This window comes from Raineyella sp. LH-20 (assembly GCF_033110965.1).
GTDB lineage: Bacteria > Actinomycetota > Actinomycetes > Propionibacteriales > Propionibacteriaceae > Raineyella.
This window is the reverse complement of record NZ_CP137003.1, coordinates 3,383,948-3,400,810: the sequence shown is the minus strand read 5'-3', so window position 1 is coordinate 3,400,810 and position 16,863 is coordinate 3,383,948. Positions and strand designations below refer to the sequence as shown.

Here is a 16,863-nt window from a genome sequence, read left to right as displayed (position 1 = left end):
GGCGACGCGTCCGGTGGTGGCACCGTGGTGCCACGTCGCCCATCGTGGTCGCCGGGGGCCGTACGAGGCAAGCCCGGGCCGACTCGACAGAAGACTCCTCGCGACCCTGTCGGACGACACGGACGCGGCCCGTGCCCGGCACACCGGTGTCTGATGTCGGCGCAGGCACTGACACGGCGCAGGCACTGACACGGCGCAGGCACTGACACGGCGCAGGCACTGACACGGCGACGGGACCAATCCCCCAAGGGAAGGGTCCCGTCGCCGAGTCGGACGCTCGACCGGTCAGCGGGCGCGGGTGGCCGTCGAGGACTCCGGGGTCGCGGAGATCTGGGTGGGGGAGGCCGGTGCCGGGAGGTCCCGGGTGGCGTTCGCCCCGGTGAGGGCGCGGGCGGGCTGCGGGGTGGCCGCCTCCTCGTCGGTGCGGTTGTGCTCGGCGATCAACTGTGGCGGCATTCCCCAGAACCAGGTGGCGACGAACCCTGCCAGGTAGCCGACGAGCAGACCGGTGACGTACGCGAGGATGGCGTATCCCTGACCCCGGTCGCTCTGCAGCAACGGCAGCAGGGCGAGCCCGGAGGGACCGATCGCGGTGGCTCCGAACGGGGCGACGAACTGGTTGAAGGCGCCGACCACCGCACCGCCGAACGCACCACCGATGCAGGCGGTGATGAACGGGCGGCCCAGCGGCAGGGAGACGCCGTAGATCAGCGGTTCGCCGACGCCCAGTACGCCGACCGGCAGCGCGCCCTTGATCGTACGGCGCAGCGAACGGTTCCGCTTCAGCTTCAGCCAGACCACGACCGCGGCCCCCACCTGGCCGGCGCCCGCCATCGAGAGGATGGTCAACAGCGGGGTGAAGCCGAGCTGTTCGATCAGGGTGGCGTGGATCGGCACCAGGGCCTGGTGCAGGCCCAGCATCACCAGGGGCAGGAAGGTGCCGCCGAGGACGAAGCCGGCCAACACCCCGGAGTGCGCCAGCAGCCAGACCGCCCCGGCGCCGATCGCCGAGGCGATGACACCGGCGACGAATATGAAGACGTAGATGGTCGCCAGACCGGAGACCAGCAGCGCCACCGTCGGCGTGACGAGGATGTCGATCGCGTCAGGGATCCGGCCACGCAGCAACCGTTCCAGCCAGGCACACAGCCCGGCGGCGAAGATGGCGCCGATCACGCCGCCCTGCCCGGGGCTCAGGTGCACCTGACCGACCAGCGGCAGGGTGTACTGGATGTTCGCCACTGCGGGAACGACGATGATCGCGGCGACCGCGCCGCCCAGTGCCGGGGTGCCGCCGAACTCCTTGGCGGCGTTGATCCCGGCGAAGACGGCCAGGTAGCCGAGGAACGCGGAGCCGATCACGTTGAGCGCGGGCAGCAGGGCGCCCAGCCAGTCGGGTGCTCCACCGGCGGTCTGCCAGTTGGCGAGCAGGCCGCGGATCGCCAGGATGATGCCGGCGCCGATCAGGGCGGGGATCAGCGGCACGAAGATGTTGGCGATCTTGCGGATCGCGTTCTTCATCGGGGTGTTGTTGCGCGCCTTCTGGGCCGCCTTCATCGCGGCGCCCTTCTGGGCCAGCCGCTCGGCGTCGGAGGTCGTGTCGGCCGCGGCACCAGCAGGAGACGTACGTTGCGCGGTGACCGACCGGCGGAACTCCTCGGCGACCCTGGTGACGGCGCCGGGGCCGAGGACGATCTGGTAGGTCTCGTCCTCCACCACTCCCAGCACGCCGGGGACCGCGCGCACGGCGTCGCCCTGGATCAGCTCCGGATCCACGACGCTGACCCGCAGCCGGGTCATGCAGTTGTTGATGTCGTCGATGTTGTCCGCCCCTCCGAGCAGGGGGATCAGGGCGTCGGCGATGTCGGTGTACCGGTCAGTCATCAGTGCTCCTTTGCGTGAACGATGACGGCAGGGGGTCGGGGGTGACGGCGTGGCGCACGAACCCCCGTGCGGCGGTGAGGCGGGCGTGGGCGGTGGGAGCGTCGACCCCGGTGAGGATCGCCACGATGGCGGTCTTGGCGTGGCCGTCGGCCTCCTGGAAGGCGGCCTGCGCGGTGGCGCGGTCGCAACCGGTGGCGTCGACGATGATCCGCAGGGCACGGTCGAGCAACTTCTCGTTGGTGGGACGTACGTCGACCATCAGGTTTCCGTAGACCTTGCCGAGCTGCACCATGGTGGCGGTCGAGATCATGTTGAGCACCAGCTTCTGGCTGGTGCCCGCCTTGAGCCGGGTCGAGCCGGTGAGCACCTCGGGGCCGTTGTCGACCTCGATCGCCACCTCGGCGTGCCGGCTGACCGCGGCGCCCGGATTGCAGGCGATCGAGACGGTCGCCGCCCCCAGCGAGCGGGCGTGGTCCAAGCCACCGATGACGTACGGCGTACGGCCGGATGCTGCGATGCCGACCACGGCATCGGCCGCCGACAGGTCGATCGCGGTCAGATCGTCCGCCGCCAGCTGTGCGGAGTCCTCGGCGCCCTCGATCGCGGTCGTCAGGGCGGGCGTGCCCCCGGCGATCAGACCGATCACCAGTCGGGGGTCCGTGCCGAAGGTGGGCGGACATTCCGCGGCGTCCAGGACGCCGAGCCGCCCGCTGGTGCCGGCGCCGAGGTAGATCAGCCGACCGCCGGCCCGGAGGCGTCCGGAGATCTCCCGGACGGCCCGTTCGATCGCCGGGATGGCGGCCCTGACGGCGTCCGGTACGCGGTGGTCCTCGTCGTTCATCACAGTGAGGAACTCGTGGATGCTCATCGTGTCGAGCTCTCGGGTCCGGGGGTTGTGGGCCTCGGTGGTCGACATGTGCAGGTCCGGGGATGGGGATCCGGTCACGGCGCTCCTTCGGGTGGGTCGGCACTGACTGTGTAAGTAAGATACACATCTTAAGCGACATGTGAAAGTCTCTTTCAGAGGTGCCTGCGGACGTGTCAGACTTGTCCGGCGGGACAGTGAAGGGAGGGGCGCCATGGTCGACGTCGTGGAGGAGATCCGGGCGGCGAGGTCACGGCTGCGGCCGGCGGAGGCCCGGGTGGCGGCGGTCGTGCTGGCCGATCCGGAGGCTGCCGCGGTGGCCTCCATCTCGGAGTTGGCCGACCGGGCCGAGGTGTCGCAGGCCAGCGTCGTACGGTTCAGCCAGGCGCTGGGGTTCGCGGGACTGCCGGAGCTGCGCAGTCGACTCACCGGCGACCTGTCCCGGCGGGCGCTCGAACTGGAGCAGTCGAACATCGCCGAGGGGGAGATCAACGACGCCGACAGCGCGCTCGACGTGGTGACCAAGCTGGCCTTCCACGAGGCCCGGGCGATCGAGCACACCGCGCTCGCGCTGGATCTCGAGGCGCTGGACCGGGCCGCGGTGGCGATGGCGCGCGCCGACCGGCTGGTGGGGTTCGGGGTGGGGGCCAGTGGCCTGGTGATCGAGGACCTCTCCCAGAAGCTGCAGCGCATCGGCTGTCCGTTCCTGTTCTCCGCCGACACCCACGTGCAACTCGCCAACGCGGCGCTCGCCGGGCCGGGCGGGGTGGCTGTCGGGGCGTCCTTCCGGGGGGCCACCGACGAGGTCGTTCGGGGGCTGCGGGTGGCGCGCGGATCGGGGGCGTTGACCGTCGCCCTCACCAACGTGCCCGACTCGCCGGTCGCTCGCGCGGCGGACGTGGTGCTGACCACCTCCGTGCGCGAGGCGCAGTTCCGGGCGGCGGCGATGGCCAGCCGGATGGCCCAGCTGGCGGTCGTCGACTTCCTCTTCGTCCGGGTGGCCCAGCAGCGCTTCGACAATCTGGCGGTGGCGCTGGAGGCGACCCGGGCGGCGGTTCGGCCCGACCCGGCGTGAGGCCCACGGCCCGCCCGTCACCGGCGGCGTGTGACAGTGGCGGTGTGTACGTCTCTCGGATCGGATTCACCTCGCTGAAGGGGACTCGCCACCGGAGCCGGTCGTCTGTCGACCTCGCTCCGGATGGGCCGGTCGGCGACCGGGTGTTCTGTCTCGTCGATCCGGCGCGGGATCGGGTGCTCCGTACGGTCGAGAACCCGACCCTCATGCAGGCCGACGCCACCTGGCAGAACGGCGTGCTGTCCGTGACGCTGCCCGGGGGGACCGCTGCCGGTGTGCCGACACCCACCGGCGAGACCCGTGTGCTGGACTACTGGGGTCGGCGTGTTTCGCTCCAGATCCTCGACGGGCCGTGGGCGGCGGCATTCTCCGCGCACCTGGGTCACGAGGTGGTGCTCGCCCGGTCCTCCAGGGGCGAGGTCGTCTACGGTGCGTGCGTCAGTCTGGTCACCACCGGCTCGCTCGACGAGCTCTCCCGCCGGGTCGGTGCGTCCGTGCACGACGCCCAGCTGCGCGCGACGTTCACCGTGCACACCGACACACCGCACTGCGAGGACGGCTGGATCGGCCGGCGCTTCGCCCTCGGCGAGGCCGAGATCGAGGTGCGGGGCGCCATTCCACGCTGCCAGGTGATCGACCTCGACCCCGCCACTGGGATCCGACGCACCGACGCCCTGCGGGCACTGGCGGCCTATCGCCGACAGGGCAACGAGGTGGTCTTCGGGGTGGATGCGGTGGTGACGAGACCGGGTCGGGTCGACGTGGGCGGTGCTGTCGTGCCGATCGCCCCGGTGGGGCGCTGACACTGGGGGATCGATCGGTTCGCCGGCCCCGGTCGGGCGTACCTCGACGAGGGGGTAGGTGGGTGGACGGCCGCGCGTCGCGTTGCTCGCCCGGTGGGTGGAGGCGATGATGTCGCCCGTGGCACCTCGCGCAGACCTCGTCGAACGAGCAACCCCGCTCCTGCCGCCCGGGAGCGTGATCCGCCAGGCGTTCATCGCCCAGTCGGCACCGAACTTCGGGTACTTCATCATCACGTACCTGACCGGGCTGACGATGTTCCGCAACAAGTACCGGTGCGTCGCGGTGACCGACGACGCCCTCTACGTCCTGGAGAGCACCAAGCTGTCCGGGGGAGCGGACCCTCGGTCGCTGGTCGGTACGGTGCCGCGGAGCACCCGACTCGGCCCGACGTCCGGGCACTGGACGGAGATCGACCTGCTCGGTGAGCGGCACTGGGTGCACCAGAGGTTCTACGAGCAACTCGCGGAAGCAGACCGCGAGCGGCCGACCGCCTGACCCGAGGCGGGCTCGACCGGTCGGGGTGTGAGCCTGGGCGTGATGCGGCCTCGCGCCGCGTCATGACGCGGGATCAGAGCGGAATTTCGAGAGTCCGGACGACAGGACTCGAACCTGCGGTCTCCTGCTCCCAAAGCAGGCGCGCTAGCCACTACGCTACGTCCGGTTGTACGGACGGACCGTACGGTGATGTTGCGACGTACGACGACCGCCGTACGCACCATGATCGTACGGGTCGGGCGGTCATCCGTCCGCCGCTCGCAACTGTTGGAGTGTAGCGGCGAGCCGGTGCGGTGACCAAGTCCAGGTTTCCGCGGTGCGGCGGCGTCACGCTAGGATGACATCCTGTCTGCGCCGGGCGAGACTCCGCTGCGGACACCATGACGTGAGGGGGCGACCAACCGGCCGTCGCCCTGTGTCCATCGATTCAGGAGTATCCGTCTTGCCGAGCACTGTTGAGCAGCTGAGCCCCTCCCGGGCCAAGATCACCGTCGAGGTGCCCTTCGCCGACCTGAAGCCGCACCTGGACAAGGCCTACAAGGAGATCGCGCAGCAGGTGCAGATTCCCGGCTTCCGTCCGGGGCACGTGCCGGCGGCGATCATCGACCAGCGGTTCGGCCCGGGTGTCGCGCTGGAGCAGGCCCTGAACGAGGCGCTCCCGGATCTCTACTCCTCGGCGGTCACCGAGCACGAGCTCGTGCCGCTGACCCAGCCGGAGATCGAGGTCACCAAGCTCGAGGTCGGCGAGACCGTCGAGTTCACCGCGGAGATGGACGTCCGTCCGGACTTCATGATCCCCGCCTTCGACTCCATCGAGGTCGAGGTCGACGCCGTCGAGTCGACCGACGAGGAGCTCGAGGAGCAGGTCAAGATCCTGCGCGAGCGCTTCGCCACCAACACCGAGGTCGAGCGTGCGGCCGCCGAGGGTGACCTGGTCACCTTCGACCTGAAGGCCACCAAGGACGGCGAGCTGGTCGAGGGCGGCGAGGCCGAGGGCGTCACCTACCGCGTCGGTGCCGGCGGCATGGTCGAGGGCATGGACGAGGCGCTGGTCGGGATGTCCGCCGGCGAGTCGAAGAGCTTCACCTCCACCCTGGTCGGTGGCGCGGCGATGGGCCAGGAGGCCGACATCGAGGTGACCGTCACCAAGGTGCAGGAGCAGGAGCTGCCCGAGGTCGACGACGACTTCGCCCAGATGGTGTCCGAGTTCGACACCGCCGAGGAGATGTACGACGACCTGCGGGAGAACCTGGCCCGCCTGCACCGCGTCGACCAGGCCAACGCCGCCCGGGACAAGGTGCTCGAGGCCGTCGTCGAGCAGATCGACATGGAGCTGCCCGGGCAGCTGCTGGCCTCCGAGGTCGACGCCCGCAACAACCAGGTCGACCAGGAGCTCGCCCAGGCCGGGATGACCCTGAAGCAGTACCTCGCGGACTCCGAGGACGAGGCCGAGACCGAGGACGAGTTCCGCGCGACCCTCGCCGATCGTGCCGCGCAGGCCGTCAAGGCCCAGCTGGTGCTGGACAAGATCGCCGAGGACCACGACGTGCAGATCGAGCAGACCGATCTGACCGAGCACCTCTTCGCCCGGGCCCGTGCCAACCGCACCTCCCCCGAGCAGGAGATGCAGCACATGCTCGAGCACGACCACACCCAGGAGTGGATGACCGAGATCCGCCGCTCGAAGGCGCTCTCGCTGATCCTCGGTGCCGCCACCGTCAAGGACGCCGACGGCAACGTCGTCGACGTGGCCAACCTGCAGGCCGACGGCACCTTCGCGGCGACCGCCGAGGGTGACGAGGTCGACGCTGCCGTGGTGGACGCTCCGGCGACCTCCGCTCTGGAGGCCGAGCTGGTCGAGGCCGATGACGCCGAGACCACTGAGGAGACCACCGAGGCCGGCGCGTCCGACGAGGCCGCGGCGGACGCCGCCGCCAAGTGATCGCTCGCTGATCGTACGATCCCAGGCGGCCGTTCCCTTCGGGGGGCGGCCGCCGTCGTCGTGCGTCTGCCCATAGCGAACACGGGGCGGATGGGGTCCGTTTTGGCGCGACGGGCCGGTAGGTTCGGGGTCGTGAACGTGAATCAGGGAAGCCCCCTCGCCGCCAACGGCGCGAGCCCACTCGGCATGGCGGACAACGTCTACCAGTCCCTCCTGGCGAACCGGATCATCTTCCTGGGCTCGGAGGTCAAGGACGAGAACGCGAACGCGATCTGCGCCCAGATGCTCCTCCTGAACGCCGAGGACCCGGAGAAGGACATCTATCTCTACATCAACTCGCCGGGTGGATCGGTGACCGCGGGCATGGCGATCTACGACACCATGCAGTGGATCTCGAACGACGTCGCCACCGTGGCCATGGGGATGGCCGCGTCGATGGGCCAGTTCCTGCTCAGCGCCGGCACCCGCGGCAAGCGCTACGCTCTGCCGCACAGCCGGATCCTGATGCACCAGCCGCTCGGCGCCATCGGCGGCACCGCCACCGAGGTGAAGATCAACGCCGAGCAGCTGCTGGCCACCAAGAAGGAGATGGCCAAGCTGATCTCCGAGCACACCGGCCAGCCGCTGGAGAAGATCGAGACCGATTCCGACCGCGACCGGTGGTTCACCGCGCAGGAGGCCCTCGAGTACGGCTTCATCGACGCCGTCTACGAGAAGGCGTCCCAGATCACCGCCGACCGCGACGACGCCCCGAACCAGTGAGGAGGACGACCATGGACAAGCAGCATCTCGCACGGTTCGACATGGAGCAGCGGCACGAGGCCCTGCAGCCCGCGGGCCTGTCGCCGTTCGGTGGCGCCCCGCTGAGCGCCGGGGGAGCCGCCCCGGTCGGGCCGCAGATGGACTACTTCATCCCGCAGTGGGAGGAGCGTACGTCGTACGGCGTCCGCCGTGTCGATCCGTACACCAAGCTCTTCGAGGACCGGATCATCTTCCTCGGCACCCCGGTGACCGACGACATCGCCAACGCGGTGATGTCCCAGCTGCTGGTGCTCCAGTCGATGGACCCGGAGCGGCCGATCAGCATCTACATCAACTCGCCCGGTGGCTCCTTCTCCGCGATGAGCGCCATCTACGACACGATCCAGTACATCAAGCCGGACGTGCAGACCATCTGCCTCGGCATGGCGGCCTCCGCCGCAGCGGTGCTGCTGGCCGCCGGCACCAAGGGCAAGCGGCTCGCCCTGCCGAACTCGACGATCCTGATCCACCAGCCGTCGATGGGCCAGACCTCGTACGGTCAGTCGTCCGACATCGAGATCCAGGCGAACGAGATCCTGCGGATCCGCTCCCTGATGGAGCGGATGCTGTCCGACGCGACCGGCCAGACGGTTGACCAGGTCAGCCGCGATGTCGACCGGGACAAGTACCTCACCGCCGCCGAGGCCAAGGAATACGGTCTGATCGACGACGTGCTGAAGTCCCTCAAGGACGCTTAGGTCACGAGGGGAACGAACAGTCATGTCGCGCATCGGGGAGACCGGTGACCTGCTGAAGTGCTCCTTCTGCGGGAAGAGCCAGAAGCAGGTCAAGAAACTCATCGCAGGACCCAACGTCTACATCTGCGACGAGTGCATCGAGCTGTGCAACGAGATCATCGAGGAGGAGTTCTCGGAGAGCGGGGAGACCGGCACCTTCGACGAACTGCCCAAGCCACAGCAGATCCGTGATTTCCTCGATGAGTACGTGATCGGCCAGGACGGGGCGAAGAAGACCCTCGCCGTCGCCGTCTACAACCACTACAAGCGGGTGCAGGCTCAGAACGCCCCGACTCCTCGGCGGGCCGCCGAGGAGGACGGGGTGGAGCTGGGCAAGTCCAACATCCTGCTGATCGGCCCGACCGGGTGCGGCAAGACGTACCTGGCGCAGACGATGGCCCGGATGCTGAACGTGCCCTTCGCGATGGCCGATGCGACCGCGCTGACCGAGGCCGGCTACGTCGGTGAGGATGTCGAGAACATCCTGCTGAAGCTGATCCAGGCTGCGGACTTCGACGTGCACAAGGCGGAGACCGGGATCATCTACATCGACGAGATCGACAAGGTGGCTCGCAAGTCGGAAAATCCGTCGATCACCCGGGACGTGTCCGGTGAGGGCGTGCAGCAGGCGCTGCTGAAGATCCTCGAGGGCACGGTCGCCTCGGTCCCGCCGCAGGGCGGCCGCAAGCACCCGCACCAGGACTTCATCCAGATCGACACGACCAACGTCCTGTTCATCGTCGGCGGTGCCTTCGCCGGGCTGGACGACATCATCAACGAGCGGGTCGGCAAGCGCCCGCTCGGCTTCAACAACGACCTGGCGTCGCGGATGTCGAAGAACCCCGACCCGTACTCCGACGTCCGCCCCGAGGACCTGCACAAGTACGGGCTGATCCCCGAGTTCATCGGCCGGTTGCCGATGATCGCGACGGTGGCGCCGCTGGATCGCGAGGCACTGGTGAGGATCCTCGTCGAGCCGCGCAACGCGCTGGTCCGTCAGTACCAGCGGCTGTTCGAGCTGGACGGTGTCGAGCTGGAGTTCACCGAGGACGCCATCGCGGCGGTCGCCGACGCCGCGCTCGAGCGTGGCACCGGGGCCCGTGGGTTGCGCGCCATCCTCGAAGAGTCCCTGCTCGACGTGATGTACGACGTGCCCTCCGACGAAAGCATCACCCAGGTCGTGGTGGACGGAGAGGTGATCACCGAGGGGGCGAAGCCGGAGCTGTTGAGCCGCGCGAAGACCACCAAGCGCGGCCAGCGGCACGAGCGTACGGCCTGACCTGCTGTCCTGACCCGCTGCCACAGGTCGGTGCGGCCAGCGATACGGGCGTACGGCTTGATCCTGCCCTCGTTCCGGCGCGCGGTGCTATCTGACCCCGGTGTTATCCGACCCCGGCTTGGGCTCCGGCTCGCGGCGGGATCTGACCCTGCACGTCTGACCTACCCGGCGTGGGGTCGATGATGCACCGTCTGTGCCAGCACAGCGTTCGCCCCCGCATTGTTGCGGACTTCAGGCAACAATGCGGGGGCGAAGTGCATGACCCTGGAAGCGCATGACCCAGGAGAACGCATAAGACGGCGTCCAGGCCTTTCCCGGGGATCGATCCCATCCTGAAGCCTGGGTCGACTCGCGGACGCCGCTGCACCTTCAGGCGAGGGACCCCTGGCCGATCGGGTAGGTCGACGACGATGCGCTGAGTCTCCCGGTCGACGGGCCGCAGCTCTGTCAGATCCGGCGGGCCGTCGGGGATCTTGGCCCTCGAAACCTCGACGATTCCGAAGAACCTCGCGGACACGTTCCCCAAGGACCCCGACGTTCCCCACCAAGACCGATGGTTCTCAAGAAGACCGACGTTCCGCGGCAAGACCGACCGAATACGGTCGGGGAAGGCCGCCAACGTCGGGGAGGCTGAGAATCGTCGGGGATCGTGAGATCGTGACCCGGGCCGGCCGGCACTGCCGGCGTGACCGCACGTCCCGGGGCGGGTCCGGGCTACGTCGGTCCGTGCCGGCACCGCACCATGCCGGGTGTCCCTCGCCTGTCTGCCGATATCGCACCCGGCATCGCATCGCGCGGGGCCCAGTGCGGCGTCGCCCGCCGTACGACACCACGCAGGCCCGGGAAGACGCGCTCTGCGTCGGGCCTGCGTGGATCCGCTCTGTGGCCGCTCAGCCCTCGGCCGGCTCAGGCACCACGGGCCGCTCAGGCGTCCTCGGGCTCCAGCTCCACCGCCGCACCGATCGCCTCGGCACCGGTCTGCCAGGTGATCTCGCCGCTGATTCGGCCGACCGCGCGCAGATCGGCCTCGACGCTCTGCAACCGGGCGATCGCGTCCGCCGGACCATCGATCGTCACCGCGACGATCTGGGTCTTCATCGAGCGCTTCGCCGCCGACTTGGCGCCGCGCAGCAGCTCCAGGGCCGACGCGACGTCGCCGAGCAGCTCCGGGTCACCCGCACCGGACAGCCCCGACGTCAGTTCCTCGGGCGTCGGCCACGCGGCGCGGTGCACCGAGCCTTCCTGCCACCACGACCACACCTCTTCGGTGACGAACGGCATGATCGGCGCGAACAGTCGCAGCTGCACCGACAGAGCGAGAGCCAGCGCGTTCTGCGCCGACGCGGCCGCCGCCTCACCCTGGGCGCCGTACGCCCGCTCCTTGACCAGCTCCAGGTAGTCGTCGCAGAACTGCCAGAAGAACTTCTCCGCGGTCTCCAGCGCCACCGAGTAGTCGTACGCCTCGAACGCCTCGGTGGAGCGGCGCACCACGTCGGCCAGGGCGGTGAGCATGGCCAGGTCGGCCGGTGCGGTCACCGCAGAGGCATCGGTCGAGGTGCCGTAGCCGAGGACGAACTTCGACGCGTTGAGGATCTTCATCGCCAGCCGGCGACCGACCTTCATCTGCTTCTCGTCGAAGGGGGAGTCCATCCCCGGCCGAGCCATCGCGGCTCGCCAGCGCACCGCGTCGGCGCCGAACTTCTCCAGGATCTCGGAGGGCACCACGACGTTGCCCTTCGACTTCGACATCTTCTTGCGGTCCGGGTCGACGACGAAGCCGGAGATCGTCGCGCGCCGCCACGGCAGCGTGTCGAACTCCAGGTGCGACCGGACGACCCGGGAGAACAGCCAGGTGCGGATGATGTCGTGTGCCTGCGGGGCGATGTCCATCGGGAAGACCCGCGCGAAGAGGTCCTCGTCGCGGCCCCAGCCGCCGGCGATCCACGGGGTCAGCGAGGAGGTCGCCCAGGTGTCCATCACGTCCGGGTCGGCGATGAAGCCACCCGGCTGGTTGCGCTGCTCCTCCTGGTAGCCGGTCGGGCACTCCGAGGCCGGGTCGACCGGCAGGGCGTCCTCGGCGGGCAGGATCGGGTGGTCGTAGTCCGGCTCGCCCTCCGCGTCCAGCGGGTACCAGACCGGGAACGGCACGCCGAAGTAGCGCTGGCGCGAGATGAGCCAGTCGCCGTTCAGGCCGCCGACCCAGTCCTCGTAGCGGTGTCGCATGTGCGCCGGCACCCAGTCCAGCTCGTCGCCGCGCTTGAGCAGCGCCTGCTTGAGGTCCTCGTTGTGACCGCCGTTGCTGATGTACCACTGGCGGGTCGAGACGATCTCGAGGGGCTTCTCGCCCTTCTCGTAGAAGTTCGCCTTGCGCTGGGTCGGCTCCGGCTCGCGGATCAGCTCGCCGTTCTCCCGCAGCATCGCCACGGTCTCCTCGCGGGCGGAGAAGGTCGTCTTGCCGGCGATCCGTTCGTACGCCGCGGCGTTGACGACCCAGTCGGGCACCTCGCGGGAGAGCCGGCCGTCGCGGCCGATGATCGTACGGGTCGGCAGCTGCAGTTCCCGCCACCAGGTGACGTCGGTGAGGTCGCCGAACGTACAGCACATCGCGATGCCGGAGCCCTTGTCGGGCTCCGCGTCACGGTGCGGGAGCACCGGCACCTCGACGCCGAACACCGGGGTCTTCACCGTGCTGCCGAACAGCGGCTGGTAGCGCTCGTCGTCCGGGTGGGCGATCAGCGCGCAGCAGGCGGCCAGCAGCTCGGGCCGGGTGGTCTCGATGACGACCTCGCCGCCGTCGGCCTTGTGGAAGTTCAGTGCGTGGTAGAAGCCGGGGTAGTCGCGGGCCTCCAGCTCGGCCTGGGCCACCGCGGTCTGGAACGTGATGTCCCACATCGTCGGCGCCTCGGACATGTACGCCTCGCCGCGCTCGTGATTGTGCAGGAAGGCGCGCTGGGCGACGGCCTGCGACTCGTCGGAGATCGTCGTGTAGAGCAGGCTCCAGTCGACCGACAGGCCGACGTGCTTCCACAGCGTCTCGAAGACCTGCTCGTCGACGGCGGTCAGCTCGTGGCACAGCGCCACGAAATTGCGACGGCTGATCGGCACCTGGCGCTTCGGGTCCGGCTTGGCCGGCGGGGTGAAGTCCGGGTCGTACGGCACCGACGGGTCACAGCGGACGCCGTAGTAGTTCTGCACCCGGCGCTCGGTCGGCAGGCCGTTGTCGTCCCACCCGATCGGGTAGAACACCTCCTTGCCGCGCATCCGCTGGTAGCGGGCAATGACGTCGGTGTGGGTGTAGGAGAACACGTGCCCCACGTGCAGCGACCCGGAGACGGTGGGCGGCGGGGTGTCGATCGAGAACACCGACGTCCGCGGGGCGGCGCGGTCGAAGGCGTACGTCCCGTCCTCGTCCCAGCGGGTGCCCCAGCGGTCCTCGAGGCCCTCCAGGGCCGGCTTCTCCGGTACCCGTGCCTCGACGACCGGGGTGACCGCCGACTGCGGTGCCGTGGTGGACGAGGGGTTCCGGAGGGGAGCGTTCATGGGGTGCATCTTACGGACTGGTCTCGCCCCCACGCACATCGCGGATGGGGGCGAGACCTCGTCACAGGGCCGTACGGGCCGGGATCACTGACCGGCGGCGGCCTTCGCCACGGCGGCCGGGAACTGGTCGGGGGCGGACACGGACTTGAGGTCCAGGTCCTTGCCGTTCACCCGGATCGTCGGGGTGCCGGTCACCCCGTCGCGGGCGGCGGCGGTGTTCGTCTGCTGGGCGAAGCCCTTGAACCGGCCGGTGTCGTAGCACTGCTGGAACTGGGTCAGCTTGTCGCCGGAGGTGCCGAGCTTGGTCGGCAGCTGGTTGCGCAGCAGGTCGTCGGTGTAGCCGGCACCCTCCTGTGCGGGCTGGTTGTCGAAGACCGCCTGGTGGTAGGCCGAGTAGTCGCCGACCTCGGCGTAGCAGGCCGCCGCGTTGGCCGCCCGCACCGACGAGTCGTTGCGCAGGTTGGTGTCGAGGAAGGTCATCGGCCGGTAGATGAGCTGGTAGTCACCCTGCTCAGCGGCGTCCAGGATGTACTTCCCGGCCTGTCGCTCCAGGTTGCCGCAGGCGGGGCACTGGTAGTCGAAGAACAGCTCGACGACCGGCTTGCCGTCCGCCTTGCCCGGGTTGACGATGATCCCGTTGCCGGCGGAGGTGGTGTTCGGCGGCAGCGAACCGCCGGCCCCCTGCGTGTTGCGGCTCTGTGCCCAGATCAGGCCGCCGATCACCAGGGCGGCGACGACGACCACCGACAGTGCGGTGACGATGATCTTCCGGGTGCGGGCGCGCTTTGCCTCCGCCTCGGCCGCGGCACGCAGCTGGGCCCGGCGATTGCTTGCGGGGGTGGGGCCTGCCGGCTTCTTGCTGCTCATCCAGGAGCCTTCCTTCAGTCGGTTTCCGGGGTCTCGTCGGGGTGTGTCTCGTCGTCGGCCAGGGGAGCCACCGGCGCGAGCGCGAACAGTCGGTCCTCCACCGCGAACCGGGTGTGTGGTCGGACGACCAGGAACACGCCGAGGGCCATCAGCCCGAGGTCGCGCAGGATCTCCAGGCCGTACTTGGTCTGGTTGGCCGCGACCTGGCCGCCGCCACCGAAGCAGCCGCAGTCGATGGTCAGCCCGCGCACCCACGCCTGGGTGATCCCGACGACGAACGCCACCATGAACAGGCTGCCGATCAGGGCCGCCCACCGGGTGAACAAGCCGGCGATGAGCAGCAGGCCGACGATGATCTCCAGCGGCGGCAGGGCATAGCCGACCACCACGGCCAGGTCGTACGGCAGCACCTGGTAGCCGCGGACCGCGAGCACGGACTGGTCGAGGTCGCTGACCTTGAGAGCGCCTGCGACGACGAGGACGCCGCCGAGGCCGAGTCGGCAGACCAACCCGACCCAGTCGAGGACCGGGCGCCTGCCCGGACCAGGGGCGGCGGCGTCGGTGTCGGCGTCGAGAGCGGGTGTCACGGGGGACATGCCCCCGAGTCTAGAGGGCCCGCAAGGATGCTTCTCCCGGGCGGAACCCGTCTAGACTTCGCTGCGCTATGTCTGAGATCTCTCCTGACCTGTCGGCACTCACCGGCGAGGCCCGCCACCGGGCCCTGACCGAGCAGCTCACCTCGCGGTGGCCGGAGAACCGCATCGGTCCGTCGCTGGCGCGGATCGCCGCCCTGTGTGACCTGCTCGGTGATCCCCAACGGGCGATGCCGGTGATCCAGATCACCGGGACCAACGGCAAGGGCAGCACCGCGATCATGATCGAGGCGCTGCTGCGCGCGGTCGGCCTGCGAACCGGCCGGTTCAGCTCGCCGCATCTGACCGACATCCGCGAGCGGATCTGCCTCGACGGGGCGCCGATCAGTGTGGAGCGCTTCGCCGAGATCTGGGATGACGTCGCACCGTACGTCGCGATGGTGGACGGACAGCTCATCGACGGCATCCCGATGACCTTCTTCGAGGTGATGACCGGCATGGCGTACGCCGCCTTCGCCGACGCGCCGGTCGACGTGGCGATCGTCGAGGTGGGGATGGGCGGCCTCTGGGACGCCACCTCAGTGGCCGACGCCTCGGTCGCGGTCTTCGCCCCGATCAGCTACGACCACATGCACCTGCTCGGTGGCACGCTCACCGAGATCGCCACCGAGAAGGCCGGGATCATCAAGGAAGGCGGCCGGGTGGTCACCGCCGGACAGGATCTGGAGGCGGCCGCCGTGCTGCTGCGCCGGGCGGCCGACCTCGGTGCGCCGGTCGCCGCGGAGGGTGTCGACTTCGGTCTGCTCGACCGTACGACTGCCCTCGGTGGCCAGGTGATCGCGGTGAACGCGGCCGGCGGTCCGGTCCGCGACCTGCACCTGCCTCTCTACGGAGAGCACATGGCCCACAACGCCGCGCTGGCGATCGCCGCGGTGGAGACCTTCCTGGGCGGCAAGGCACTCACCCCCGAGGTGATCCAGGACGGCTTCGACCAGGTCGTCGCCCCCGGCCGGATGGAGGTCGTCCGCACCTCGCCGACGATCGTCCTGGACTCGGCGCACAACCCGCACGGTGCGTCCGCCGTGGTGCGGACGGTCCAGGAGGCGTTCACCTTCGACCCGCTGATCGGGGTGTTCGCCGCGATGCGGGACAAGGATGTCCGGCAGGTGCTGGAGACCCTCGAGCCGGTGATGCACCAGATCGTCGTCACCACGGTCGCCTCGACCAGCCGCGCCCTCCGGCCCGAGGAACTCGGTGAGATCGCCCGTGAGGTCTTCGGTGGCGACCGGGTGCAGGTCGCGCCGACGATGGCCGACGCGCTGGAACAGGCCACCCTGATCGCCGACACCCTGATGGCGGAGGGGATCGACCCGCAGCTGCTGGCCGGGGAGGACGCGGTGCCGCCGACCCCCGGCATTCTGGTCACCGGCACGGTGATCGGGATCGGCGAGGCCCGTGGGATCCTCGTACCGGGTGAGCGGGCAGCCGGCGAGAGCCGGGTCGCCGCCCGGGCGGCGACCACCGACGGTGCCGCCCAACTGGAGATCGGCACCACCGGCTGGGGAGCCGAGGGGGAGGACTGAGCGTGCTGCTGGCCAAGGACAACCCGATGATCCGGGTGCTGATGCTGACCCTCTACTTCGAGGTGGTCGTCTTCGCCCTCTCGATGGCCGTGATGGTGATGGTCGACCAGGTCCGTCCCGGGCTGGCGGGTGGCCTCGCCGGCGGTGCGGCGTTGCTCGCCCTGGCGGCGGGCGCCACGATCAAGCGATCGTACGGGCAGGTGCTCGGCTGGCTGACGCAAGTGGTCGGCGTCGCACTGGGCATCCTCAGCCCGATCATGTACGTGGTGGCCGGCGTCTTCGCCGGGCTCTATCTGGCCACCTTCGTGCTGGGCCGGCGGATCGCGGGCGGCCGGACCGCCTGACCGTCGGCCGTCCGACACCGTGTTACGGTCCGGTCGCGACGAGGCGGTGCGGCC

General features: G+C 69.5%; 14 protein-coding genes and 1 tRNA gene. 9 read left to right on the top strand and 6 right to left on the bottom strand.

The features are described from left to right. Positions 1-285: 285 nt before the first annotated feature. A complete protein-coding gene (locus tag R0146_RS15075) occupies positions 286-1,884 on the bottom strand; it encodes a PTS transporter subunit EIIC (protein ID WP_317690671.1) in 1,599 nt (532 codons plus the stop codon). Then, the gene (gene murQ / locus R0146_RS15070; protein WP_317692433.1) at positions 1,877-2,800 is read right to left on the bottom strand and encodes an N-acetylmuramic acid 6-phosphate etherase; all 924 of its coding nucleotides are present in this window, start codon (positions 2,798-2,800) and stop codon (positions 1,877-1,879) included. Before murQ ends, R0146_RS15075 begins: the two co-directional genes overlap by 8 nt. Positions 2,801-2,963: 163 nt before the next feature. Between murQ and R0146_RS15065 the strand changes: the two genes are divergently transcribed. From R0146_RS15065 to R0146_RS15055, 3 genes are all read left to right on the top strand, one after another. Continuing rightward, the gene (locus R0146_RS15065) at positions 2,964-3,824 is read left to right on the top strand and encodes a MurR/RpiR family transcriptional regulator (protein WP_317690670.1); all 861 of its coding nucleotides are present in this window, start codon (positions 2,964-2,966) and stop codon (positions 3,822-3,824) included. 44 nt (positions 3,825-3,868) lie between these two features. Next, positions 3,869-4,627, top strand: coding sequence for an MOSC domain-containing protein (locus tag R0146_RS15060; protein ID WP_317690669.1), 759 nt, complete (start codon positions 3,869-3,871; stop codon positions 4,625-4,627). Between the two features lie 118 nt (positions 4,628-4,745). Beyond that, positions 4,746-5,123 (top strand): hypothetical protein, encoded by a 378-nt coding sequence (locus R0146_RS15055; RefSeq protein ID WP_317690668.1) that lies wholly within the window; start codon positions 4,746-4,748, stop codon positions 5,121-5,123. Between the two features lie 93 nt (positions 5,124-5,216). On the opposite strand, the gene R0146_RS15050 is transcribed toward R0146_RS15055, so the two are convergent. After that, positions 5,217-5,289: transfer RNA gene (locus R0146_RS15050), tRNA-Pro, on the bottom strand. Between the two features lie 276 nt (positions 5,290-5,565). On the opposite strand from R0146_RS15050, the gene tig reads away from it, so the two are divergent. The 4 genes from tig to clpX all read left to right on the top strand — a co-directional run bounded on the left by tig (position 5,566) and on the right by clpX (position 9,882). Further along, a complete protein-coding gene (gene tig, locus R0146_RS15045) occupies positions 5,566-7,065 on the top strand; it encodes a trigger factor (protein WP_317690667.1) in 1,500 nt (499 codons plus the stop codon). Between the two features lie 186 nt (positions 7,066-7,251). Then, positions 7,252-7,827, top strand: coding sequence for an ATP-dependent Clp protease proteolytic subunit (locus R0146_RS15040; RefSeq protein ID WP_317692432.1), 576 nt, complete (start codon positions 7,252-7,254; stop codon positions 7,825-7,827). An 11-nt stretch (positions 7,828-7,838) separates the two neighbouring features. Continuing rightward, positions 7,839-8,564, top strand: coding sequence for an ATP-dependent Clp protease proteolytic subunit (locus R0146_RS15035; protein WP_317690666.1), 726 nt, complete (start codon positions 7,839-7,841; stop codon positions 8,562-8,564). A gap of 22 nt (positions 8,565-8,586) precedes the next feature. Then, positions 8,587-9,882 carry an ATP-dependent Clp protease ATP-binding subunit ClpX gene (gene clpX / locus R0146_RS15030; protein ID WP_317690665.1) on the top strand — a complete coding sequence of 432 codons (1,296 nt, stop codon included), beginning with the start codon at positions 8,587-8,589 and terminating at the stop codon, positions 9,880-9,882. Positions 9,883-10,806: 924 nt separating this feature from the next. Here clpX and valS read toward each other — a convergent pair. The 3 genes from valS to R0146_RS15015 form a co-directional block, all read right to left on the bottom strand. After that, entirely contained in the window at positions 10,807-13,422 is a 2,616-nt protein-coding gene (gene valS / locus R0146_RS15025; protein ID WP_317690664.1) for a valine--tRNA ligase, read from the bottom strand. 84 nt (positions 13,423-13,506) lie between these two features. Beyond that, positions 13,507-14,289: a DsbA family protein gene (locus R0146_RS15020; RefSeq protein WP_317690663.1), complete on the bottom strand. Its 783-nt coding sequence runs from the start codon at positions 14,287-14,289 to the stop codon at positions 13,507-13,509. A gap of 14 nt (positions 14,290-14,303) precedes the next feature. Next, the gene (locus tag R0146_RS15015) at positions 14,304-14,885 is read right to left on the bottom strand and encodes a DoxX family protein (protein ID WP_317690661.1); all 582 of its coding nucleotides are present in this window, start codon (positions 14,883-14,885) and stop codon (positions 14,304-14,306) included. A gap of 68 nt (positions 14,886-14,953) precedes the next feature. On the opposite strand from R0146_RS15015, the gene R0146_RS15010 reads away from it, so the two are divergent. Both R0146_RS15010 and R0146_RS15005 read left to right on the top strand, forming a co-directional pair. After that, on the top strand, positions 14,954-16,465 hold the full coding sequence (locus tag R0146_RS15010; protein ID WP_317690660.1) for a bifunctional folylpolyglutamate synthase/dihydrofolate synthase: 1,512 nt from the start codon (positions 14,954-14,956) through the stop codon (positions 16,463-16,465). A 2-nt stretch (positions 16,466-16,467) separates the two neighbouring features. Then, on the top strand, positions 16,468-16,809 hold the full coding sequence (locus R0146_RS15005) for a DUF4233 domain-containing protein (RefSeq protein WP_317690659.1): 342 nt from the start codon (positions 16,468-16,470) through the stop codon (positions 16,807-16,809). Positions 16,810-16,863 lie beyond the last annotated feature (54 nt).